The organism is Ignatzschineria sp. RMDPL8A, assembly GCF_029815055.1.
Taxonomy (GTDB): Bacteria; Pseudomonadota; Gammaproteobacteria; order Cardiobacteriales; family Wohlfahrtiimonadaceae; genus CALZBJ01.
Genome location: NZ_JAPPWA010000002.1, coordinates 676,164 through 699,713 on the forward strand (window position 1 = coordinate 676,164; position 23,550 = coordinate 699,713).

General features: G+C 44.2%; 23 protein-coding genes and 1 tRNA gene. 14 read left to right on the forward strand and 10 right to left on the reverse strand.

Annotated elements, in window-relative coordinates; all coding sequences use genetic code 11:
- Positions 1-235 precede the first annotated feature (235 nt).
- From OXI21_RS04665 to OXI21_RS04680, 4 genes are all read left to right on the forward strand, one after another.
- The gene (locus tag OXI21_RS04665) at positions 236-1,081 is read left to right on the forward strand and encodes an energy transducer TonB (protein ID WP_279618400.1); all 846 of its coding nucleotides are present in this window, start codon (positions 236-238) and stop codon (positions 1,079-1,081) included.
- 92 nt (positions 1,082-1,173) lie between these two features.
- A complete protein-coding gene (locus OXI21_RS04670) occupies positions 1,174-1,893 on the forward strand; it encodes a MotA/TolQ/ExbB proton channel family protein (protein WP_279618401.1) in 720 nt (239 codons plus the stop codon).
- A gap of 1 nt (position 1,894) precedes the next feature.
- Positions 1,895-2,344, forward strand: coding sequence for a biopolymer transporter ExbD (locus OXI21_RS04675; protein ID WP_279618402.1), 450 nt, complete (start codon positions 1,895-1,897; stop codon positions 2,342-2,344).
- A 175-nt stretch (positions 2,345-2,519) separates the two neighbouring features.
- Positions 2,520-3,290 (forward strand): hypothetical protein, encoded by a 771-nt coding sequence (locus tag OXI21_RS04680; RefSeq protein WP_279618403.1) that lies wholly within the window; start codon positions 2,520-2,522, stop codon positions 3,288-3,290.
- 26 nt (positions 3,291-3,316) lie between these two features.
- On the opposite strand, the gene OXI21_RS04685 is transcribed toward OXI21_RS04680, so the two are convergent.
- The 5 genes from OXI21_RS04685 to trxA all read right to left on the reverse strand — a co-directional run bounded on the left by OXI21_RS04685 (position 3,317) and on the right by trxA (position 7,487).
- Positions 3,317-3,832: an N-acetyltransferase gene (locus tag OXI21_RS04685; protein WP_279618404.1), complete on the reverse strand. Its 516-nt coding sequence runs from the start codon at positions 3,830-3,832 to the stop codon at positions 3,317-3,319.
- An 8-nt stretch (positions 3,833-3,840) separates the two neighbouring features.
- Positions 3,841-5,208 carry a DNA repair protein RadA gene (radA, locus tag OXI21_RS04690; RefSeq protein WP_279618405.1) on the reverse strand — a complete coding sequence of 456 codons (1,368 nt, stop codon included), beginning with the start codon at positions 5,206-5,208 and terminating at the stop codon, positions 3,841-3,843.
- Positions 5,209-5,322: 114 nt separating this feature from the next.
- Positions 5,323-5,844 (reverse strand): peptide-methionine (S)-S-oxide reductase MsrA, encoded by a 522-nt coding sequence (msrA, locus tag OXI21_RS04695; protein WP_347815490.1) that lies wholly within the window; start codon positions 5,842-5,844, stop codon positions 5,323-5,325.
- Between the two features lie 159 nt (positions 5,845-6,003).
- Positions 6,004-7,105, reverse strand: a protein-coding gene (prfB, locus tag OXI21_RS04700) for a peptide chain release factor 2 (protein WP_279618406.1) whose coding sequence is annotated in 2 segments (ribosomal slippage) — positions 6,004-7,029 and positions 7,031-7,105 — 1,101 coding nt in all. Because the reading frame shifts where the segments join, the coding sequence is not laid out codon by codon here.
- A 46-nt stretch (positions 7,106-7,151) separates the two neighbouring features.
- Positions 7,152-7,487, reverse strand: a complete 336-nt coding sequence (gene trxA / locus OXI21_RS04705) for a thioredoxin (protein WP_347815510.1) — start codon at positions 7,485-7,487, stop codon at positions 7,152-7,154.
- A gap of 185 nt (positions 7,488-7,672) precedes the next feature.
- Between trxA and OXI21_RS04710 the strand changes: the two genes are divergently transcribed.
- The 3 genes from OXI21_RS04710 (at position 7,673) to OXI21_RS04720 (ending at position 11,028) form a co-directional block, all read left to right on the forward strand.
- Positions 7,673-9,280 (forward strand): DEAD/DEAH box helicase, encoded by a 1,608-nt coding sequence (locus OXI21_RS04710; RefSeq protein ID WP_279618408.1) that lies wholly within the window; start codon positions 7,673-7,675, stop codon positions 9,278-9,280.
- A gap of 147 nt (positions 9,281-9,427) precedes the next feature.
- Positions 9,428-9,706, forward strand: coding sequence for a hypothetical protein (locus OXI21_RS04715; protein WP_279618409.1), 279 nt, complete (start codon positions 9,428-9,430; stop codon positions 9,704-9,706).
- A 65-nt stretch (positions 9,707-9,771) separates the two neighbouring features.
- Complete coding sequence (locus tag OXI21_RS04720; protein ID WP_279618410.1) at positions 9,772-11,028, forward strand: SAM-dependent methyltransferase; 1,257 nt, start codon at positions 9,772-9,774, stop codon at positions 11,026-11,028.
- Between the two features lie 91 nt (positions 11,029-11,119).
- Here OXI21_RS04720 and OXI21_RS04725 read toward each other — a convergent pair whose 3' ends face one another.
- Together OXI21_RS04725 and OXI21_RS04730 are read right to left on the reverse strand one after the other, a co-directional pair.
- Positions 11,120-11,530, reverse strand: coding sequence for an MTH938/NDUFAF3 family protein (locus OXI21_RS04725; protein ID WP_279618411.1), 411 nt, complete (start codon positions 11,528-11,530; stop codon positions 11,120-11,122).
- Positions 11,531-11,532: 2 nt separating this feature from the next.
- The gene (locus tag OXI21_RS04730; protein WP_279618412.1) at positions 11,533-12,375 is read right to left on the reverse strand and encodes a hypothetical protein; all 843 of its coding nucleotides are present in this window, start codon (positions 12,373-12,375) and stop codon (positions 11,533-11,535) included.
- Between the two features lie 529 nt (positions 12,376-12,904).
- Between OXI21_RS04730 and artP the strand changes: the two genes are divergently transcribed.
- The 4 genes from artP (at position 12,905) to artM (ending at position 15,903) form a co-directional block, all read left to right on the forward strand.
- On the forward strand, positions 12,905-13,630 hold the full coding sequence (artP, locus tag OXI21_RS04735; protein WP_279618413.1) for an arginine ABC transporter ATP-binding protein ArtP: 726 nt from the start codon (positions 12,905-12,907) through the stop codon (positions 13,628-13,630).
- Positions 13,631-13,664: 34 nt separating this feature from the next.
- A complete protein-coding gene (locus OXI21_RS04740) occupies positions 13,665-14,402 on the forward strand; it encodes a transporter substrate-binding domain-containing protein (RefSeq protein ID WP_279618414.1) in 738 nt (245 codons plus the stop codon).
- A gap of 68 nt (positions 14,403-14,470) precedes the next feature.
- The gene (locus OXI21_RS04745) at positions 14,471-15,205 is read left to right on the forward strand and encodes an ABC transporter permease subunit (protein ID WP_279618415.1); all 735 of its coding nucleotides are present in this window, start codon (positions 14,471-14,473) and stop codon (positions 15,203-15,205) included.
- 11 nt (positions 15,206-15,216) lie between these two features.
- Positions 15,217-15,903: an arginine ABC transporter permease ArtM gene (gene artM, locus OXI21_RS04750; RefSeq protein ID WP_279618416.1), complete on the forward strand. Its 687-nt coding sequence runs from the start codon at positions 15,217-15,219 to the stop codon at positions 15,901-15,903.
- A 184-nt stretch (positions 15,904-16,087) separates the two neighbouring features.
- On the opposite strand, the gene OXI21_RS04755 is transcribed toward artM, so the two are convergent.
- A tRNA-Ser gene (locus OXI21_RS04755) sits at positions 16,088-16,178 on the reverse strand.
- Positions 16,179-16,558: 380 nt separating this feature from the next.
- Between OXI21_RS04755 and OXI21_RS04760 the strand changes: the two genes are divergently transcribed.
- Both OXI21_RS04760 and OXI21_RS04765 read left to right on the forward strand, forming a co-directional pair.
- Positions 16,559-17,989, forward strand: coding sequence for a gamma-aminobutyraldehyde dehydrogenase (locus tag OXI21_RS04760; protein ID WP_279618417.1), 1,431 nt, complete (start codon positions 16,559-16,561; stop codon positions 17,987-17,989).
- 8 nt (positions 17,990-17,997) lie between these two features.
- Positions 17,998-18,768 carry a nuclear transport factor 2 family protein gene (locus OXI21_RS04765; protein ID WP_279618418.1) on the forward strand — a complete coding sequence of 257 codons (771 nt, stop codon included), beginning with the start codon at positions 17,998-18,000 and terminating at the stop codon, positions 18,766-18,768.
- A gap of 295 nt (positions 18,769-19,063) precedes the next feature.
- Here OXI21_RS04765 and gabT read toward each other — a convergent pair whose 3' ends face one another.
- Together gabT and OXI21_RS04775 are read right to left on the reverse strand one after the other, a co-directional pair.
- Entirely contained in the window at positions 19,064-20,365 is a 1,302-nt protein-coding gene (gabT, locus tag OXI21_RS04770) for a 4-aminobutyrate--2-oxoglutarate transaminase (protein WP_279618419.1), read from the reverse strand.
- A gap of 70 nt (positions 20,366-20,435) precedes the next feature.
- Entirely contained in the window at positions 20,436-21,812 is a 1,377-nt protein-coding gene (locus OXI21_RS04775) for an APC family permease (protein ID WP_279618420.1), read from the reverse strand.
- A gap of 748 nt (positions 21,813-22,560) precedes the next feature.
- Between OXI21_RS04775 and cas1f the strand changes: the two genes are divergently transcribed.
- A complete protein-coding gene (gene cas1f, locus OXI21_RS04780; RefSeq protein WP_279618421.1) occupies positions 22,561-23,550 on the forward strand; it encodes a type I-F CRISPR-associated endonuclease Cas1f in 990 nt (329 codons plus the stop codon).

Sequence of the window (23,550 nt, forward strand, 5' to 3'; positions counted from 1 at the left end):
GAATCGGAAATATTTTAAATTTCAAATTGTTAAGCTCTGCAAACATCGGCTTTACTCATTTACTTTCAGGCGATTATCTTCCATCGCGAATGGCGCATTAAATAAATTAAATGAGATTCATTGCTATTTGTATTGACAACTCAAGCAGAAATGTTAATAATTCTCATTACCGTTAATAGAATGTAAAACGGAACGAATGTTTCATCTTTTATTAGGAACCTAAATAGGAATCATTATGTTGACTGGTCAGCAAACTCGAATTCATAAAGCGCCGGTGATCCTCGCGATTTTAGCGGTATCGCTCTTTCATGGCGGGGTGATTTACGGCTTTACCACGATGTCACCGTTTCATCAGGAAGAGGTGGTAATTTCCACCAATCCTTCTGGGCTTGTGATGCATACTATTACGCTTGCGGGCGTTGATTCGGCCGATGAGATTACCCATCAACATGATGATGAAGAGCTCCTTAATGAGGCAAATCCAGAGGAGATGCGTGAGGATGACATGCCTCCTTTGGAGGAGCTTTTACCGGATGAACCAGAAGAGCCTGAAGTGATCGATGAGCGAGTCGATGAGACGCCGCCGGAGCCGATTAAAGAGCCTGAGCCACTGCCTGAACCAGAACCGGTGATCGAGCCGAAAAAAGAGGAGATCATCACAACGGAAAAACCGACGCCTGAAGCGCCGAAAGTGGTGAAGCCAAAACAGGTGGTGAAAAAGGCAGAGCCGAAACCTAAAAAAGCGCAACCTAAACCCAAAACGGAGCAAAAACGCCAATCCAAACGGGTGGAAAATCGCGTGATCAGCGTCTCTGAAATGAAACTTCTCAATCAGCCCGCACCCAACTTTCCGCGAGCAGCAAAAATGCGCCGTATGTCGGGCGTGGTGAAACTTATCTTAAAAGTTGATGAGCGGGGACATGTGGCCGATGTGCATCTTGCGCGATCATCAGGGCATGATATTTTAGATAAAGAGGCGATTCGCGTTGCCAAACAGGTGCGTATGAGGCCCTATATTGTCAACGGGGTGGCGCAAGCGATCTCGGTGAGTACCGAATATGAATTTAAATTACAGCGCTAACCTGTGCTTTAATTAACTGATTAATGAATCGATCAACCGATCAAAAACCAACCATTTTTAGTTTTACCATTATTTTTACTTAGGAACCCCTTATGCAACCAGAAGTCGCAACCCTTGGATTTGAGCACTTTATCGCTCAATCAGATATTGTTACTAAATTTCTTTTTATCGTGTTGATCGCGATGTCGGTGATTTCGTGGCTTATCATTTTTCTAAAAAGCTTCCAAGGCTTGTATGATCGCTCGCGTACCAAGCGTTTTTTAATGCGTTTTTGGCATGCCCGTTCTGCGGATGAAGTGGCGGAGTATTTAAAAGAGCACTCGGCGGATAACTATCATGAAGTGCTGGCCGATGCGGGATTTGATGCGGTTGCGCACTATAAAGCCCATGAAGGAACGCTCCTTAAAAATTCCGGTTCCATTGATGATATTGTTACGCGTACTCTGCGTACAAAGCTCGATGAGATTCAGCTTCGCCGTGAAAATGGGGTAACAGCCCTTGCGTCAATTTCAGCGACGGCACCCTTTGTCGGACTCTTCGGGACGGTGTGGGGAATTTATCACGCGTTAATTGAGATTGGCTCAACGGGCGCGGGTACGATCGATAAAGTCGCAGGCCCTGTCGGTGAAGCGCTTATTATGACCGGTGTCGGGCTTGCCGTTGCGATTCCGGCGGTTTTAGCGCATAGTTGGATCGCGCGCCGAAATCAGGTAAAAATGGGCTCACTCGATGCCTTTGCCTTTGAGCTGTTAAGCGTTCTTGGTACCGGGAAATCGGTAGCTGAGCAGAAAACCACCCAAGGGGGAGAGTAAGATGTCCTTTGGTCGTTTACGCGGTGAGAGCAGTGCGCCGAAGGCGGAGATCAATATGATTCCGCTCATTGACGTGATGCTCGTCCTGTTGGTGATCTTTATTTTAACGGCGCCTCTTGTGACGCAATCGGTGCAATTGACCTTGCCGGAAGCGGTGGATCTGAAAGAGAAGAAAGAGAGCATCGAAGAGAAAAAGCCCATTATGGTGGCGATTAATGGCGAGGGCGAAATTTTCGTGAATGAAGAGCTTGCGGAGAATGAAGAGGCGATGCTAACGCTGCTTGGCTCGGCGAAGATGGCATTTGATGAAACCCATCCCGGTGAGCGCCCAATGGTGCAACTCCATATCGATACCAAAGTGCAATATGAGGTGGTAGCAAAAACGATTACCGGCCTCAGTAAAGTGGGCTTAAGTAATATCGGCTTTGTCACGCTCCCCGATGAGGAGTAGTCGCTTCAAAAATTTCACGATCTTTAATTGATCAAAGAGAAAAGACTCATCTACGGATGAGTTTTTTATTGTCCGAGATTTATCCCTCGTGATGTTTATACTGACTTTGTAGTAAGATCATAAAAGTGAACCGTTTAGGCGTAAATCAGAAAAGGGTTAAAGGGTAAAGTTACCGATGCAGGAGCGAGAGAAAATTAGTTGGGAGTTTCAGTTCTTGGAAAAAGTGGATGGGCCGGAATTTTCTGGGGAATCCTCCTTTCCGCGTTATCAAGAGATCCCCAATACTGTGCCTTCAGCGCGGGTAGCGCGGACGCTTTGCCATAAAGTTGTGCACGTTGACACGCTCTATCAAACGGCGCTAACACGCTTTAGTGAGTATCAAACATCGCCCACAGAAAATGCGCTCTATCAATATGGATTTGCGCTCGATGGGCTCATTCTCTTTATGCGCAATATTCTCGATACCTTGGTGCAACTCACCTTTTTACTCACCAATCATGAGGATCTGCTTCGCGATCCCCATATTAAATTTAATGAGATTGGTAAATTTTTAAATCTACCGACGCTAGAGACCGATATTCAGCGGGTATTGGTTGGTGACGGGGATCATTATCTGCGCGACCCCAATTATGTGCGCATTGTGCGGGAAGTGATTTCGCGTAATGGGAAAGTGGCGGAGATGACGATCGAAGCGAATCACGCCCGCGGTTTTTTAGATGTGATCAATTCGCTCTCGAACAGTTTTAAACACTCCTTTATTCATGATGGGCTGTTTGGGGAGTCGGTTAATCGTGTAGAGCCCCGAGTGACGAGCTGTTTTGTAAAGTTTAATGCCTTTTATGAGCCACACATCTATCACGACCATCATCTAAAGGATCTCTATCTTGGATTTCAGAGTGAAGTAGTGCGTATTTTAGAAAATCAGCGCCGTTATTCTGTTTTATAGCACGGTTATGAGGGGCAACATGAGCGCTAAAGTTTAACTTCCAGCGACATCATATGGGGCGTAAAGCCTTCCTTTTTATAGAGCGCTTTAGCGGCCTCATTATTGGCTAAGACCGAGAGCTGGAGGCGTTCAAGTAACCGTTCGCGGCACCACGCTTTGGCCTCAGCAATTAGCGCCGTGCCGACTCCTTGATGACGATATGTTTCGGTAATGACAAGATCTATAATATAGCCGTAGCGAAGCGGGACAAAGGTGTTATAAGGCGGCGTCGTACGCTCGGCAATTAATGCAAAACCGATCACCTCTTCACGCGGAGGCTCGGAAGTGTCGCCTTGTTTGATCGCAAGGAGAAAGTCCGCGTTGGGATTTTGAATCTTTTGGCGAATAAAGGTTTTGTCTTGCGATGCCCTTTGAAAATGCTCCGGATCGAGCGTTGCCATCACATCAAAAATCTCACGGTAGAGCGCCACAATCGCTTTGACATCTTTGTGTCGAGCGGGGCGAATGGTGAGCGGTGGCGTATCAGGCGGTTTAGCGTTCATTTGGGGAATTAAAAGAGATTGTCGATCACTTCAGAGATCTGCGCAACGCCAATCGCTTCCATGCCGGCAATCGGTTTTTTCGGGAGATTGGCTTTAGGCACAATGGCGCGTTTAAAACCGTGTTTGACGGCCTCTTTAAGGCGCTCTTCACCGTGTGGAACAGGGCGAACTTCGCCGGATAACCCAATCTCACCAAAGACGATTAGGTCCGATGGGAGAACTTTGTTTTTAAAGCTCGAATAAGCGGCTGCAATGACCGCAAGATCAGAGGCGGTTTCGGTCACCTTCACGCCACCAACCGCGTTGACATAGACATCTTGATTGCTCATCGCGATCCCTGCGTGACGGTGAAGGACGGCTAGTAGCATCGTCAGGCGATTTTGCTCAATCCCGAGTGTAACTCTTCGAGGGTGACCGCCAAAGGATTCATCAACAAGTGCCTGAATTTCAATTAAGAGCGGGCGCGTTCCTTCGCGGGTGACCATAATCACGCTTCCCGCGCCAAGCTCATCAAAACGGGAGAGAAAGATCGCAGAGGGGTTATTAATGGGGCGAAGCCCAAGATCGGTCATGGCAAAGACGCCGATTTCGTTCACTGGTCCAAAGCGGTTTTTATAGGAGCGCATAATGCGAAAACGCGAATCCACTTCCCCTTCAAAGTAGAGTACTGCATCCACCATATGTTCGAGTACGCGCGGGCCGGCAATGGAGCCATCTTTCGTCACGTGGCCGACCAGAAAGATCGAGGTGCCGGTGCGTTTGGCAAAGCGGGTTAAAAGCGCGGCACTCTCCCGTAATTGCGCGACATTTCCAGGTGCTGAGGTTAGATTTTCGGTAAAGATGGTTTGAATTGAGTCAACCACCATCACATCGGCTTTTAGGGGCTCTGCAGTATGGAGAATTTTCTCAACGGAGGTTTCCGATAAGAGCTGGAGTTTATCCCCTTTTAATTGGAGACGCTCGGCACGAAGGGCGATTTGGCTCGGGGATTCTTCGCCGGTGACATAGAGAACATTTTGCCCTGTTTCGCTTAAGTGAATCATGGTTTGCAGTAAAATCGTTGATTTCCCGATCCCCGGGTCGCCGCCAATTAATACGACCGATCCATGAACAAGGCCGCCGCCTAAAACGCGGTCGAGCTCGTTGAGCCCTGTGGTAAAGCGGGCGTAGGTCTCTTTTTTCACCTCACTTAAGAGCTGAACGCCGGCAGTGCCAGAGGTGCCTGCGTAGCCGGAGAGACGATCGGGCACTTTGGTGGTGGAAACGGTCTGTTCTTCAATGGAGTTCCATGCTTTACAGTCGAGGCATTGGCCCGACCATTTCGGGGCGATGGCGCCACATTCTCGGCAAACAAACTGGGTTTTCACTCGGCTCATAGGTCTCTCTTTTTTAGTGGATGAAAGGGGCTTTAGTATAGCGCGTTTCCCTTATTCATAAAAATAGGCATAAAAACAGGTGTAAAATAGGGCGGGGAATGGCAATAAAATAGATTAGGATTGATCGCCCCAGATCGATTTTAAAAAGGCTTTACGTAAACCGCTCGATAGGGCGTAGCGTGCCGGATCTTTTTTATAAAAGGCTTGATGATACTCTTCGGCGGGGTAAAAGTGCTTTGCTGGCTCAATGGTAACCACGATCGGATCACGGTAGATTCCCGAGTGTGCAAGTGCTTCTTTACTCTTTTCAGCGAGGGTTTGTTGCGTTTCATTGAGGTAAAAAATCACAGGGCGATAACTCTCTCCGCGATCTTGAAATTGGCCAAAGGCATCGGTGGGATCAGTTTGTTGCCAATAGATCTCTAAAAGCGTCTCATAGCTAATTTTGCTTGGATCAAAGATAATCTCAACCGCTTCTGTGTGCCCGCTACCGCCCATGCAGACCGTTTCATAGGTAGGATTTTCCGTATGGCCACCGGTATAGCCTGAGAGGACCGATTCAACGCCCTCCATCGTCTCAAAGGGTTCGACCATGCACCAAAAGCATCCGCCGGCAAAGATTGCACGCTCTAACATTCTATTCTCCTTGGGGTTTGTTTCATTGTATGAATTGTTCATGATGAATCTCTTCAAGAATTAATGTAGCACAGGGCAGGAATATGACAGGCATAAAAAAGGAGTGTCATCTAAACAATGAAACACTCCTTTTAATCAATTGGGTTTGATCGGGCTGAATTAAAGCCCCATCTTTAAGCTCGCTTCAATAAAGGGATCGAGATCCCCATCGAGAACCGCTTGGGTATTACCAGTTTCGTGCCCGGTACGCAGATCCTTAATGCGCGCCTGATCGAGCACGTAAGAGCGAATTTGGCTTCCCCAACCCACATCAGCTTTAGTGTCTTCAAGGGCACTTGAAGCTTCCGCACGCTTTTGCAATTCAAGCTCATAGAGTTTTGAACGAAGTTGCGCCATAGCGGTATCACGGTTACGGTGCTGTGATCGGTCGTTTTGACACTGGGTCACAATGCCGGTGGGAATATGGGTAATTCGCACCGCTGATTCCGTTCGGTTAACGTGCTGACCGCCCGCGCCCGATGCGCGATAGACATCGATTTTAAGATCCGATGGATCGATTTCAATGTCGATATTATCGTCAATTTCAGGGGAAACAAACACAGAGCAAAATGAGGTATGACGCTTGTTATTGGAGTCAAAGGGCGATTTTCGTACTAAACGATGCACGCCCGTTTCGGTTCTGAGCCAACCATACGCATATTCACCAATAAATTTAATGCTCGCCGATTTAATGCCGGCCACATCCCCATCGGATACCTCAAGCACCTCTGTTTTAAAACCTTTATCTTCACCCCAGCGCAGATACATTCGCAAAACGATCGAGGCCCAATCTTGAGCTTCCGTTCCGCCGGCTCCGGCTTGGATATCGATATAGGCATTCGCGCTATCCATCTCACCGCTAAACATGCGTTGAAACTCAAAGCGCTCGATGAGTTTGGTGCACTCATCAAGATCGAGAGCGATCAATGAGACCGCTTCCTCGTCTTCTTCCATTTTGGCAAGGTCCAATAGATCTTTTGAGTCAGTAAGACGGTCGCGAAGCGCTTCCATGCCGCTCACAAAATCATCGAGTCTTGCTCGTTCTTGCCCAAGTTCTTGGGCGTGTTCAGGATTATCGTTCCAAATATTGGGATCTTCTAGCTCCATTAAGACTTCATCAAGGCGCTCCTTTTTTTGATCGAAGTCAAAGATACCTCCGAAGTAGGGAGGCGCGTTCAGTTAAGTCATCAATGATATTATTTAAGCTATTTACTTCTTCCATGGAACGATAATTCTTCTCTATTTAAAAACAGTTCAATTGTGTGAACTTAGATGCGTTTTACCACACCTTCAACAAAATCCACTAATTGAGCTTTGCTTAAAAGACCGGCGTGTTGTGCTTCAACGTTTCCTTTGTTGAACACATAAAGTGCTGGAATCGCGCGGATTTGGTATTTGATCGCCATTTGCTGATTATTTTGTACGTCAAATTTAACCACTTTTACTTTACCTTGATATTCGGCAGCAAGCTCTTCTACAAGTGGGCCAAGCATACGACAAGGACCACACCATTCTGCCCAAAAGTCTACTAATACAGGAAGATCTGAATTAAGAACTTCTGCTTCAAAAGTTGCGTCTGTCGCGTGTACTACGTGGCTCATTATATATACTCCTATTGCGTTTTTAAATTACGATTTGGTTTTTTTGATGTAAAATAAGATAATGTATGTTTTATTTAACCCGATTGAGGGGTAAATAACAAGCGAAAGCATAGATTAAATCTTTCAACGACAACAATAGTATATTTTTATAGAAATTCGAATAAGAGAGCATTTTTAGGTCATTTAATATGGGAAAACCACACTTAACTTCCACTAAGTTTTCAGATTTAGATCTTCACGATTCACTGAAAGAGAGCTTAGAGGATAATCAATATGAATACTGTACAGCGATTCAAGAAAAGACTCTGCCTAAGCTCTTAGCGGGAAAAGATATCACAGGACAAGCACAAACTGGAACCGGTAAGACAGCAACATTCCTTCTTGCAACGCTCAATCACTTGATGACGGTGCCCGTAGCGAAAAATAAAAAAGGTCCTTTTGCTCTCATTATGGCGCCGACGCGCGAACTTGCAGTGCAGATCCACGAAGATGCAGAGATGCTCGGGGCATATACCGGGCTCAAATTTGCACTTTTATATGGCGGTGCAGGCTACGGCAAACAAAAGGCAGAGCTTGAAGCAAATGCCGATGTTGTGATCGGAACCGTCGGGCGTATTTTAGATTTTTACAAGCAACGTGAGCTCAATCTTCGGGATATCGAAGTCTTAGTCTTAGACGAAGCGGATCGTATGTTTGATCTTGGCTTTATCAATGATGTGCGCTATTTAGTACGTCAAATGCCATCGGCGGAAAAACGCCGTAACATGCTGTTTTCAGCGACATTCTCACAGCGGGTTTTAGAGCTCGCTTATGAATATATGAACGATCCTGAAACGATCAAGATCGAGCCTGAGCAAGTTACCGGCGATCGCATCGAGCAGGTGCTTTATCACGTCTCTAAAGATGAAAAACGCCAATTACTGTTTGGCCTTTTAAAACGTGAAAATCCCGATCGCGCCATTATCTTTGTAAATACCAAGCGCGAAGCCGATGATCTTTACGCTTATTTAGGCGCCAATGATTATAAGGCGGCGGTCTTATCGGGCGATATTCCACAGCGTCGCCGTGAGAGCCTTTTAGAAGACTTTAAAGAGGGGAAACTCTCGATCATGGTGGCAACGGATGTCGCAGCGCGAGGACTACATATCGAAGGCGTAACGCACGTCTTTAACTATGATCTTCCACAAGATGTGGAAGATTACGTTCACCGTATCGGCCGTACTGCGCGAGCAGGAGCGACCGGGCGAGCCATTAGCCTTGCGTGTGAAGAGTATGTCTATTCACTTCCCGATATTGAAGAGTATATTAAAGCGCCGATTCCGGTGGAAACGATTGATGATGGGCTCTTAGTTGAGCTTGTTGAGCCAAGTCGTGAAGAGCGTCGCCGTAGCAATAATCGTCGTAATAATCAGCGCAATGATCGAAACGACCGCAATGATCGTGGCAATCGCAACAATCGTTCGCGTCGTCCACGTCGTGATAATGCGCAACAAGAGAGTGGCCAGGATAATCGAGGCAAAGATCAAGGGCAAAATGAGGGGCAACCTCAACCGGCTCAAAACGATCAACGCCAACAGGATCAGCGTCAACAAGGTCAATCACGAAACGATGAGCCTCGCAACGATCATAATCAAGGCAATGAGGGAGAGGGCGGATCAGAGAATCAAAATCGCCGTCGCCCGAATAATCGCCGTCGTAATAATAATCAAAATCGTCGCCGTCCCAATAACCGTCGTCGTGGCCCGCGTAAAAGCAATGCCGACAACGCAGGTGGTGGCGAAAAAAGCGATTCATAAGTACGAATCGTTCTAAACTGTAAAAAAGCGTAACGCCTCAATGTTACGCTTTTTGCTTAAGTGTTGGGGAGTTGCTAGGTATCAAAGCACGGTAACGCTCCCCAAGTTAGGATAAGGTAATCCATTCAAATAAAAGGAATGCAACCAATGATCAAAAAAATCATGATGATGGTAGGCGGACTCTTGCTCATTACAGGATGTATGACAAATGCCGATCTGCCGGAAGATCAGCAAAAATCGTTCTCAGGGAAGGCGAAAGTCGAATCGGTGATCGTTAAAGAGGAAGGTTATAAGGAAGTGGGCGTTCGTTCCGCAAAAGGTGAATATATCGTCGTGGTCGTGCCAGAAGAGACGATGGTGTTTCCCGAACAGATGGTACGGGTGAATAAGCGCAGTAGCGGTTTTGGAACAGTCACTCCAAGTTAATTATTGGGTGAAAATACCAATATAGATGAGATTGAATAAAAAGCGTCGTTAATGGCGCTTTTTTTATGGCACAATATTGGCACGATAATATAGGTAAAGTCGATCCGGGAGGAACCATGGTGACCACAAACGAGCTTCCATATCCAAATGAGGCTGAACTTGCGCACACAACCAAGATGGCGCGTTTTTTAGTATCTTATATTCAAGAAAAGGGCGGACAGATCTCGTTTGCCGATTTTTTTGAGCAGGCGCTCTACCACAAAGAGTATGGTTATTACACCGGTGCTCTCCCGATTTTTGGTACCGAAGGGGACTTTATTACCGCACCACTCGTTTCGCCTTTTTTCAGCTATGGGCTTGCCAATCAAGTGATTGAGGTGGCGGAGAATCTCGGGGGCGTATACGATATTTTAGAGATTGGCGCCGGAAGTGGGGTGATGGCTGCGGATGTGTTAACTCATCTTAAAAAGCACGATTGTTTACCTCAAAAATATCTCATTTTAGAACGTTCTCCTCATCTTAAAGGCGAACAACATGCTCATCTGTTAAAAACTCACCCTGATCTCATCGATCGAATTGAGTGGATTGATGAGGCGCCGAGCGAGAATTGGCGGGGCGTTCTGCTTGCTAATGAAGTGATCGATGCGCTCCCGGTAGAGCGGTTTCGCTTTGAAAATGGCAAGCCATATTATGTGGATGTGGCGCTTAATATCGATCAAGCAAACGAATCGGTTTCACTTACGCCAACGCTACGAGAGAGTGATGAAGCGCTCAATCAATTTATCGCCGAACTTGCCGAATACGAGATCACCTTTAACGATGGGTTTGAGAGTGAATATTGCCCGCTGCTACACGATTGGCTTCCGGAAGTAACAAAAACGCTTACTGAAGGGGTGGCGCTCTTTATCGATTATGGTTATGACGAGGCGGAATATTATCGCCCTGAGCGTAAAACAGGAACGCTTATTGCGCACTATAAACATCATGCTCATGAGGATTTTTATCTCTATCCGGGGCTTCAGGATTTAACGGCGAACGTTAATTTCACACAAGTGGCAATGATTGCGGAAGCGGCGGGAATGGATGTGTTGGGCTACACGACGCAAAACTTCTTCCTCTTTGGTAATCAGCTTGAAGCGCTATTAACAGAGGCGAAAGCGAATACGCCCGACGAGGTGGAGTGGTATCGAATTTCTCAAGGGGTGCAAGAAGTGGTGCTCCCGAATGCGATGGGCGAGCGCTTTAAAGTGATGGCGCTTGGGCGAAATTATGAGCATGACCTGCAAGGCTTTTCGCTCGCAGAGTATTCCTATCAGCTCTAAATTAGCCATCTAGGCATTAAAAAACCGCCATAACAGTGCTTGTTGGCGGTTTTTGCTTTTATCTCTTATGCTCAGTTTATATAGTTTGTAACTATGCTTTCGTCTCTTCCGTGAGTGGAAAAAATAGTCCGAGCGCATTACGATCTTCTACTGCTAAAATCGCGAAGGTACGGCAGAGCGAATCGGTGGGCATGGTTTCAATGCCGATCCCTTTTTGATAGAAAAAAGTCTGCCATTTGGGATCTAAAAATGCCATTTTATTCCCGGTCCCGATTAAAATTAGCGTTGGTTTCAGCGCAAGCCACTTCTCAAAGTGCGCTTCGGTCAGCTCATCAAAGGATTCTGGCAAAAGATCGGTATAGACCGACTCATTTAAAATGCCGATGGCACTATTATGAAATTCACGACCATCCGTTAAATAGAAATATTGGCGATCGTAACGGCGAATATGTAGGTTATCCGTCACTTCTCGTTGTAAATTACTAGGGGTAAAACCATCCATAATTACTGTTTCGCTTTCTCAATAAGATTAAAAAAGTCCGCTTCATCGCGTGCAAAATAGACCTCTTCTGCACATAAGGTAATGCCGAAACGTTCGGCGATCGATTCATAAAGCGATAAGCGGTGCTCAATGAGGCGGGGGAAAATCCAGATCGCAAATGCGCTCGGGTCGATCTCGCGTTCGCTCGCAAGATTATTTGCCTCACAATATTGTTTGATGACGTCCATTAAAAAGGGCGCTTGATAATAGAGCGGTTTGGGGTGGGTTTGGGCGCGTTCAATCACCTTTTCCTGCATGCGATCGCTCGCTTTTAGATAGATAAGAAGGGTCTCTTCACCAAGAGTTTTTGAAAGATCATCATCGCCAAGCTCACAAAAACTGCCACTCAGATCAGCAATAAAATTAGGGTATTGATAGATCCGTTTCGCGCGGGTCATAAAATCGAGAACATCGTACGAGGCGTTAATCTCAGCGATGCGGTGCTTTTCCAGACGTTCTAAAAAATCCTCTAAGAGCGAGCCGCCTTTTTCAAGCGCGCCTACCATACCTAAATAGATCGACAGCGGCTGAAGATTATCAAAGGTGAGATTGGATTTAATCGAGATCGAATGATTGTAGAGCAGTTTCCGCAGAACATCGCTCTTCATCGCCTCAAGTTTGAAAAAATCATTGATCTCTTCATCTAAGTAACGGGTGCCGATGCGATAATCGATCGAGTAGTGAAACCAGCGCTCGCGGGGGAGTTTTTTAGAGAGGTGGGTTTTGCCTACACCGCTCATTCCCATCAGTGAAATGTGTTTATCGGGCGCGTTTAAAAAAGAATCGATTAATGTCGCTTTATCCATGGTACGTGTCGATCTCGATCGAAAAATGATGAAAATAAAAGAGCCATTTTAGGGCATCAATCCCTATAAACGCTCTGCGAATAATATTTAATTATATTTTTAATGAGAGGGGCGTAATCATCAATCTCCCCGATCGTTGCCCTTTTTTCTCTCTATCTCTTGAGTGTACCAAAAAATGAAAAACTCGGCACGCTAAGAGTTCTATATTTAGCCCTTTTTGAGTGTGATAACAAGTTGATTTTCACTTTGTTTGCCGTTTCCGTAAAAAAGGGAAACGAAAGGGCGATGCGGTGGGCTGATGATTTTTAACAAAAGATGCGATTTCTTATGTTGCAGAGGGTAAAAATTAGGGCTATGATGAAATCCTTAGCGCTTATAAATCGTTACTTAAAAAAGGTTCAGCACGAGAATGAAAAATACTCTAGAATATAAAGGTTATTTACTGCGACGATGATTTAACTCATCTCTCATTTTTGGAGAGCTCGTATTTTTTTGAGTTAAATTTATCTACTTTATTCTGGAATTTTTCATGATACAACTGAACAACATCGATTATGCATATGGCAATACCCAAGTGTTGCATAATATTTCGCTTTCTGCTGATCAAGGGGAAGTGGTCGTGTTACTCGGACCAAGTGGCGCGGGAAAAAGCTCGCTACTACGCATCTTAAACCTCTTAGAGCAACCTAAAAAAGGCTCGCTATCGATCGCTGGTTTCAATTTTGATTTTGATAAACCGATCTCTGAACAAGAGATTCGCGCACTTCGTCAAGATGTGGGCATGATCTTCCAGCAATATCACCTTTGGCCTCACAAAACTGTTTTAGATAATCTCATTTATGCGCCGATGAAATTAAAAGGCATCGACCGTAAAACAGCGGTAAACGAAGCGCTCGAAGCGCTCTCGAATCTAAAACTTGATGGCTTAGAGAAGCGGTATCCCCTTAAATTATCCGGCGGACAGCAACAACGCGTGGCCATTGCCCGTGCACTAATGATGAATCCTGAGGTTCTCTTATTTGACGAACCGACCGCAGCGCTTGACCCTGAAATCACCTCCCAAGTAGCCTCCATTATTGAAGATCTTGCCAAAACCAACATCACACAAGTGGTGGTGACGCACGATGTCGATTTTGCAAAACGGATCGCAACATTTGTGGTGTATTTAGAAGGGGGCGAGATTGTTGAGAAGGGTCGTAATACGATTTTTGAAGCGCCTCAAACTGAGAAATTTAAGCGATATTTATCGCACTAAATCAACATCAATCGACTAAGAGGAGTTGGCAATTATGATGAAGAAAACGTTAGGAGTTCTCGCACTGACTGCAGGATTACTTGCAACACCGGCGATCGCAAAAGAACTTAAAATTGGTACAAACCCCGCGTATCCCCCTTTTGAATATAAAGGTGAAAATAATGAGCTATTAGGCTACGACATCGACGTGATGAACGAGCTTTGTGCCATTATGGAGCGTGAGTGTGTCTATGTAGAACAAAACTTTGATGCGTTAATCCCAAATCTTCGTCTCCGCCGTTTTGACGCGATTATCTCGTCAATGGACGTGACCGAAGAGCGTGCAAAACAAGTGGCGTTTTCCGATGCCTATTATCAAAACTACTCAATCTACATCACCACGAAAGATAAAGCGGAAAAACTAGACGCGCTTGAAGGGGAAAAAATTGGAGTATTAACCGGATCAACGCATCAGCAATATATCCGCGATACTTATCCAAAAGCAACCGTTTCAAGCTACCCACAATATCCCGCTGCGATTAACGACCTCTTAATTGGTCGTGTGAACGTAGTATTTGGTGATGGTGAAGTGGTTTATGATTATGTAAAAGATAATGACAAACTCACCGTTCACGGCGAAAAAGTTACAGACGAAAAATACTTTGGTCAAGGGCTTGCAATTGCCGTTCGTCATCGTGATAAAGAGCTTTTAGAAGAGATTAATAAAGCACTTGAAACGTTCAAAGGAACAGAAAAGTATCAAGAAATTTACAATAAGTGGTTTGATAAATAACCCACCGTTGTGAAGTAACGTAAGGAGCGCTCGTGTTGAGCGCTCTTCTTATGAAGTAGGGAACAGGAATGATCGATTTTTTTACAACAGGGCATTTTGCTGCGATGTTGATAGGGGCGAAAACGACGCTCTATTTAGCATTTTCAGCGGTGATTTTAGGATTTTTATTGGCGATGGGCTTTGCATTATTGGAGTTGAGTCGCTTTCGTTTTGTTCGCTGGCCTGTGACATTTTTTGTCTCCATCATTCGCTCGCTTCCTGAATTAATTGTCATCTTTTTGATCGGTATCGGCATTCCGTATCTCTTCTTGAATTACGAAGATGCGTGGCTTCCAAGCAAGATGCACGATCTATCAAACGCACTTTTTGGGCATGATTTCGAGTTCTCATTTTTCTGGCTCGGCGTCATTGCACTCTCATTAATTTATGCCTCTTACGCATCGCAAACGATTCGTGGAGCGCTCCTTGCCGTACCGAAAACCCAGTGGCATTCGGGCGCGGTGTTGGGTCTTTCAAAAACATCAACCTTTTTCTATATTATTCTCCCTCAAATGTGGCGTCATGCGTTCCCAGGTCTTGGGAATCAGTGGCTCGTTCTGTTAAAAGATACAGCGCTCGTGTCGCTGATCGCCATTGAAGAGATTATGCAAAAAACCGACTACGCCTTCACCTCAACGGGGGATGGTTTTACTTGGTACGGATTAGCCGCGCTCATCTATTTAGCGATTTCATTGGTGAGTCAAAAACTTCAAGAGAAGCTCTACAACCGCATGACGGCGTATGAGCGTGAGCCAGCGGTATAAGGAGAGAGAGTATGTGGGATTGGGAAAGTATTATCACCTCATTTAAAGAGATGATTGTGGTCGGGGTGCCAACGAGCCTTATTTTAACGGTATCGGCGCTCATTTTAGGATTTGTATTAGCGATTTTAATCACCGTGATGCGCTCACTGTGGGAAGGGAAGATTGCAGGTCGCCTCGCCGAGATGTTTGTCATCTTCTTTACCGGAACGCCGCTTCTTGTGCAGATGTTCCTTATCTATTATGGCCCGGGGCAATTTGAGTGGGTCAAAAACACTTTTTTATGGGCTGCTTTTGGCAATGCGTGGTTCTGCGGTATTTTAGCCCTTGCGCTGAACTCCGCCGCCTATAGCAGTCAGCTTTTCTATGGGGCTCTTAAAAATATCTCCCAAGAACAGTGGAACTCCTGTTTAGCCCTTGGAATGAATAAGCGCGAAGCCTTTAGACCGCTCTTTTCACTCGCACTCCGCCGTGCGCTTCCAAGCTACTCCAATGAAATCGTTCTTGTCTTTAAGAGTACCTCGCTTGTCTCAGTGATCGCGCTCTTAGACATTATGGGCGTTGCAAGAGAATGGGCAGGGCGCACCTATGATCAGCTAACCTATTTCTTAGTCGCCGCTGTAATCTATCTTGCCATTAATGGCGTTTTAATCGCCGTAGCGAAAACCATCGAATCAAAAGCGCTTGCGTTTGAGAAGTGATTAATTGGTAAATTAGTAGACATAGTCTTATATATTAAGCCCTAATAAGTGTGATTAAACAACTTGTTAGGGCTTTTTGTTATGCGTCGATTAAATTGCCTATCTAGATAGGTTTATCTAAGTAGATTAATTTTAATTCTGGATAAGAAAAAGCCCCAACTTAATAAGTCAGGGCTTTCGCGTCTGGCGGAAAAGGAGGGATTCGAACCCTCGATACGCTATAAACGTATACACCCTTAGCAGGGGTGCGCCTTCAGCCTCTCGGCCACTTTTCCTTCAACAGGTAAGTATTATAATAGAGATCGAAAAAATGTAAAGGGCAAAAAAGAGGCAAATGCGCTTTTTGTTGATTTTATTGGAGATGAGCCGGTTATAAGAGATCATATTAACAGAGTGAATCGCTTCATGGTTTTTGTGTTATGGAGTATATATTATTGTTTTGGAAGGAGTGTAATATTTCTTTACAAGGAAAAAAAAGAGATGTTATAGTTTTGTTATTAGCTTTCAAAAGAGAGTGGTTATCGTTAATAACAATTAATTATAAGTAGAGAAAACGATAGCCTCTTTAATTCATCCTCTTTCGTTTAAATTAATCTTATATTTAAGCGGCCCACCTATAGCGGGATTGATTCGATTCCCGGCAAAGGAGTCTGATATGACGTTTGAGCGATTATCTAATTTTATTGGCGGAGCATTTATTGCATCCGCAAGTTCCGAGAATTTTGATTTAATAGATCCAACAACAGGAAGTGTGAATGGAGTGTCACCAAAATCCAATGCAGATGATGTGGAACGTGCGCTCAACGTTGCACAAGAAGCATTTAAGTGTTGGCGCGAGACAACGCCTTCACAGAGACAACATTATTTATTGAAATTAGCGGATGCATTAGAGGCTGAGAGTGAAGCGATTATTAAGGCGCAAAGCCGTAACACAGGACAGCTTTATCATATGTTAGCAACTGAAGAGATGGCACCAGGAATCGATCAGATTCGTTTTTTTGCAGGAGCCGCGCGGATGCTAGAGGGGCGAGCTAGTGCAGAATACATTGAAGGGCTAACTTCGTCGATTCGACGTGAACCTTTAGGGGTCATTGCTCAAGTTGCTCCATGGAATTATCCCTTTATGATGGCGGTATGGAAAGTAATTCCTGCGATTGCGGCGGGGAATACAGTTGTTTTAAAGCCCAGTGATACCACGCCAGAAAGTACGTTGCTTTTTGCCAAAATTGCGGCGGATATATTACCAAAGGGGGTATTTAATGTGATTTTAGGAGATGCTGAAACGGGCGCGTTATTAATGCAACATCCTTTACCACAGATGGTCTCGATTACAGGATCAGTTCGAGCGGGGCGTGAAGTAGCAACGGCTGCGGCACAAAATTTAACAAAATCACATCTTGAGCTTGGAGGGAAAGCTCCGGTGATTGTCTTTGCTGATAGTGATTTAGATCGTGCAGCGGATCATATAGCGATGACAGGTTTATTTAATGCCGGGCAAGATTGTACTGCGGCAACGCGAGTTTTAGTTGAAGCCTCTATTTATGATCAATTTCTTAACAAATTAGTCGAGAGAACAAAAAATTATTCATATGGATCGCCTGGTGATGAGTCAGCTCACTATGGGCCCTTGAATAATGCTCGCCAGCTCAAACGGATTGAGGAGATGATCGCGCGCTTACCCCCTCATGGAAAGATTGAGATCGGCGGTAAACAAGCAGATCGTCCCGGATATTATTTTGAGGCAACTGTGATATCGGGGTTAACTCAAGAAGATGAATTGATTCAAACAGAGATTTTCGGTCCAGTGATTACTGTGCAATCATTTATAAATGACGATGATGCGCTTGAACAAGCCAACGGGGTGATTTATGGGTTAGCGGCAAGTGTCTGGACGGAGAGTCACTCTCATGCACAGCATTTTGCTAAATATCTTGATTTTGGAACGGTCTGGTTGAATACTCATATTCCACTCACGGCTGAAATGCCTCATGGTGGTTTTAAATCTTCAGGATATGGGAAAGACCTCTCACTTTATGGGTTAGAAGAGTATACACGCATTAAGCATGTGATGAGTGCATTAAATTAGGAGGAGATATGGCAGAGTCAACGTTAGCGCTGGTTAAAAAAGCACATCAAACGCTTTTTACATTGCATCAATTTGATGTGGCGGAAGAGTTCTTTTCTCCTCAATTTATTGAGCACTCACCTCTAGTCAAACAGGGGCTAAAGGGTTTAAAGGAATTAATTGAACGTCGAGCTGGACAATTCAGTTATAGCTTAGAGCGCGCCTTTTCTGATGGAGAATATGTCGTATTGCATGGTCTTTTTGAAGGACTGAGTGAACAGCCCCTTGTGGGGTTTGATCTCTATCGAGTGGTTCAAGGTCGTATTATTGAACATTGGGATATGTTGGTGGATCAAATGCCACCTAATTCCAGTGGACATACGCAACTTGATGGGGTGAGACATCTCAATCCAGAAGCAAGAAGAAGCGAGAGTCTTGAGCGTGTACTTCCTTTTTTTCAAACGGTTCTTATAGATCAGCAGTACGATAAAATCTCGCTTTATACAACGGGTGAGAGTTTTATTCAGCATAGCAGTGATATAGGTGATGGTGCAGCTGCTATGGAGGCATTTTTAGTGCAGGCTAAAGCATCTGGAAATGCGCTCAATTATCATCATCTGCATCGAGTAGTGGCATCAGGTGATTTTGTGTTTACCCATTCAGAAGGAGATATTGGAGGGCGACGTGCTGCATTTGGAGAGCTTTGGCGCGTAGAGGCGGGCGGTGTTGCAGAACTTTGGGATGCAATTATGCCGGTACCTCTTGATGAGGAAGCGCTTCATCCTTACGGTATTTTTTAATTATAGTGATTAGGAGCGATTGTAAAAGACAGAGAGTAGCGATTGCTTCTCAATTTATTCTTTTGCTTACGTTCAATAAGTACAACAAATAGATAGGTGGTTTCTCCCACCTATTTTTTATATCTAGTAATTTGAGTCACTTTAGAAAAAAATTATAAGTGTAGGAGGAGGCCTATCATTTTTGTTAAAACTTTTTATTCATCTATAGACATAAAAGGGCGCCCGATAAGAAAATATCAAGGCGCCAATGCGTTGAGTAACTCGAATATTGTAGGTCATGATTAACGCTAATTCATTACGCAGTCTTTTGTAATGTTTTTTCTAAAATAGCAAGCCCACGGTTTAGCTCATCATCATGAATTGTGAGGGGGGCTAAGAAACGAATGACATTACTATGAATCCCGGCAGAGTGGAGTAGTAACCCATGTTGGTTTGCATATTCGGTAATTTTACGAGTGCGATCCCCATCAGGGGTTCGGCTATTGGGATCTTTAACTATTTCGATCGCAACCATCGCACCTAGGCGGCGAACATCACCAATAAATGGATAGGTTGTTTGTAGTTTTTTCAAGGCAATTTCAAATTTCTTTCCTAGAACTTCAGCTTTGTCATTGAGATTTTCTTCTTCAATAATATCGAAAACAGCAAGCGCTGCTGCACATGCAAGTGGACTACCTGAATAAGTACCTCCTAATTCTCCAGGATTGGGAGTATCGATAATCTCAGCTCGTCCGATGACAGCACTCAATGGGACTCCTGCAGCAAGTGATTTAGAGACGGTCATTAGATCAGGAATAATATCAAAATGTTCCATAGCAAAGGTTTTCCCGGTACGTGAAAATCCCGCTTGGATCTCATCGGCAACAAAAAGAATGCCATGAGTTTGACACATCTGATAGACATGTTCGACAAAGCGTTTCGGAGGAATAATGAAACCACCTTCGCCCTGCACTGGCTCCATGACAAGGCAGGCGATCATTTCAGGCGCTGCCGTTGCGCTAAAAAACTCATCAAATCGTTCAATCATATAATCAATATAATCTTCTTTAGAAAGGTGAGCTGGGCGTTGATAAAGATAGGGGTAGGGCGCTTGATAGACCTCTGCAGCAAAAGGACCGAACCCTGCTTTATAAGGTTTAACTTTGCTGGTCATCGCCATGGTAAGATTAGTACGTCCATGGAAGGCTCGATTAAAAGTGATAACCCCAGTACGTCCTGTATATTTGCGTGCAATTTTAACCGCATTTTCTACTGCTTCAGCGCCAGTGTTAAAGAGTGCTGCTTTTTTCTTGTGATTGCCAGCTGTAATATTGCATAGCCGTCTGCATACTTCTAGATAGTTCTCGTAGAGCATGACATTAAAGCCAGGGTGAGTAAATTTTTCGGTTACTTCTTGAATGGCGCTGATTACTTTGGGGTGACTATGTCCGACGTTCATCACACCGATAGCGCCAATAAAGTCGATAAATTCTTTGCCGTCAATTGTCGTGATAGTGGCATTTTTAGCAAAATCAGCCACATTGAGATTGCTATTGCTGATGCCTCGCGCAACGTATTCTTCACGCATTTTTTGTAGAGTTTCTGTTCGGGTTGTCATGATAAATCTCCTTAAACATCTATTTTTATAATTTATAATAATTTGATTGCTAGATTAGCTGTTAGATTGACTACTGATTTTTGAGGTGGCGATACCCTTCAAAGTGCACTTCAGGAATTGGTTTTTTACGAATTATTAGAAACCATGCACCAATGAGATACCATCCCAAAACTAAACTCCATTCAATAGGAAAGCTAAGTGCTGATGGCATGCCGGGGAGATAGAGAGTTAAAAACCCGATACTTAAGATTACCGCCGTATAGCCGATCAAGCGAGGGTAACGGATTTCATAAGGGCGCTCTAATTCGGGCTCTAATTTACGTAATCGAATAAAAGCAAGTGTCACAATGAGATAGCCAAGAACTACGCCTATGCTACCTGCATTTACCAGCCACCCAAGCGCTTGACGACCTAAGAGTGGGGCAAAAAAAGCAAGCGCGGTAAGAAAGAGAATCGCATTTGAGGGCGTTCTAAATTTAGGATGAAGCTTAGCGAACCATGTTGGGAGCATATTTCGAAGTGCCATAGCATAAAGAATTCTGCTTCCCCCAATAACAAAGGCATTCCAACTGGTGATAATTCCAGCAATCCCCCCAATCACTAAGATTTTTCCTAAAAGAGGACTATTAAAGAGATGGGTCATCGCATCAGCTGTTGCGAGCTTTGAGGTTAGAAGTTCTGATTCAGGTAAACCCAACGAGACGCCATATATAATTAGGATATAGAACGCGAGAGCAGAGATGATTGAGATGACTAAGATTTTCCCGATTGATTTAGTTGCACGGATTTCAGAGGCAATTTGTGGGATTACATCAAATCCGACAAACATAAAGGGCACCATTACAAGAACATTGGTCATGCCTGACAGCCCACCTGTAAAGAGAGGATGAAGATTTTGAGAGTCCCCATAAGAGAGTGCGCCAAAGATCAATAAGAGCCCCACCCCAATAATGGCTAGAGTGAAAATGGTTTGAAAAATCGTCGCAGAACGAATGCCAATATAGTTGAGTGCTCCTAAGAAAAGTGCGCCGATTGAACCAATCATTGCCCATGTCAAATAGATATCTGATCCAGCAAGTGTCCAGAGTTTAACTTTATGTTCAATAGGTGCGATATAATCGATAACTGTGGGGAGCGCCACAGCTTCAAAAGCGATGACAGACATATAGCCAAAGAGGACGGACCATCCCGCAATGAAAGCAAGGGAAGGGTTGTAGGCTCTTTGTACAAATACAACACCTCCACCCGCTTCAGGTATAGCCGTGGCGAGTTCAGCATAGGTAAGACCAATGAGGGTGATAAGAATGCCACCTATGATAAATGCGAGAGTTGCACCTACAAAGCCTGCTGTTGCGACCCATTCGCCGGAAAGAATTACCCATCCCCAACCGAGCATTGCGCCCATGGCGAGAAACAGAACATCCATTGAGGAAATTGTTTTATCCATTGTTAACTCCTTTGTGCCTCGTATTAAAATTACCGGGGTAAATAAGGCGTTTATTGCATCATTTTTATTGTTATTATCGATATAGTTTTATGTAGTGTGTTACATGCAACTATGATGACTATGAGTTACTTATGACATAATAATTAACGTTTATCAACAAATAAAAGAGGTTGATTAGAAATTAAACCAATAAATTAGATAAAATTATAGATGTCTTGTTTATCTGTATTTGAGGTTTTTTTGGGCTGTTTTCGAGGATGCTGGGTGGGTATAAAAAACCTCAATGATATGTTTTTGCTAAGACTAATTTTTGATCAGTTTTGATGTTGTGGCGTGTCCATATAAAGATATGATCTGTGTGTCACTACATCGCTTTGGTGTTCGGTTGGAGGCTATCCAGACACTTGGTGATATTATGGAAATAGTTTTTGGGAATAAAGTAAAAGAGGAAACTTTTAAGTTTATTTATCTTTGTATTTTTATTTAATGTCTGGTTTCTATGTTATTTATTTATCTGGTGTCTAGAGCGGACATTGTTGCGTGTACAGATCTTACAATCATTTTTACCGGTGCGAGGGGTTGACGCTTCTTTTTTTGCAAGATTTTAACCTGTCCAAAATAAATTAAAGGAAAGAAAAACTGTCTAAATTCTTGATTTATTTGATGATGAAATATCAATAGTAATTTTTTATAATGGGGTTCAACCTGTTTTTAGGTATCCCATTAAAAATAAAAATAGACATTCATTATGCGAAAGACTCCCTATTTTGATAGCTCAGACCTCTCCACCATTCTCCACTCGAAGCGAGCGAATCTCTACTACTTGGAATATTGCCGAGTGCTCGTTAATGGTGGTCGCGTTGAATATGTGACAAATGTGGGGAAAGAATCGCTCTACTTTAATATCCCAATTGCGAATACCACCTGTCTTTTGCTCGGTATTGGAACATCAATTACCCATGCTGCGGTAAGAGATTTATCTAAGGCAGGAGTCATGATCGGTTTTGCCGGTAATGGTGGAACGCCTCTATTATCAGGAACTGAGCCTGAGATCGGCTGTGATTTCTTCTCGCCACAATCTGAATATCGCCCGACTGAGTATTTACAAAAATGGTGTGGATTTTGGTTTGATGATGCAAAACGATTATTCGCTGCAAAGTTTTTACAAAAGGCGCGTTTGCAATTTACGCTGAAATGTTGGAAGCGGCATGATTGGTCTTTTGAAATCGGAGATTTGGAGTCGGCAGTTGAGGCCTACAATAATGAAATTGACGCGGCTCCAAATACGCAAGCCCTTTTATTAACAGAAGGGCGTCTCACAAAGCGTCTCTATCATTTAGCCAATAAAGCAACGCTGAATCATGAGGGTTTTAGAAGAGACTCCACAGATGGTGATTACCGCAAGAAAGACCCGACGAATCGATTTCTTGATCATGGCAATTATCTTGCATATGGGCTCGGTGCGACAGCGACGTGGGTTTTGGGGATTCCGCATGGATTATCGATCTTGCATGGTAAAACTCGTCGAGGGGGCTTAGTATTTGATGCGGCCGATATTATTAAGGATGGTATCGTATTACCGATGGCATTTATCTCTGCATTAGAGGGCGATAATGAACGTATGTTTAGAGAGCGGGTTATTATGGAGTTTCGTCAATATGAAGCGCTCGATATGATCTTTGATACCTTAAAGGCGATCTCAGAGTTGGATTTTGATATGAAGCATTCAGAGGAGTGA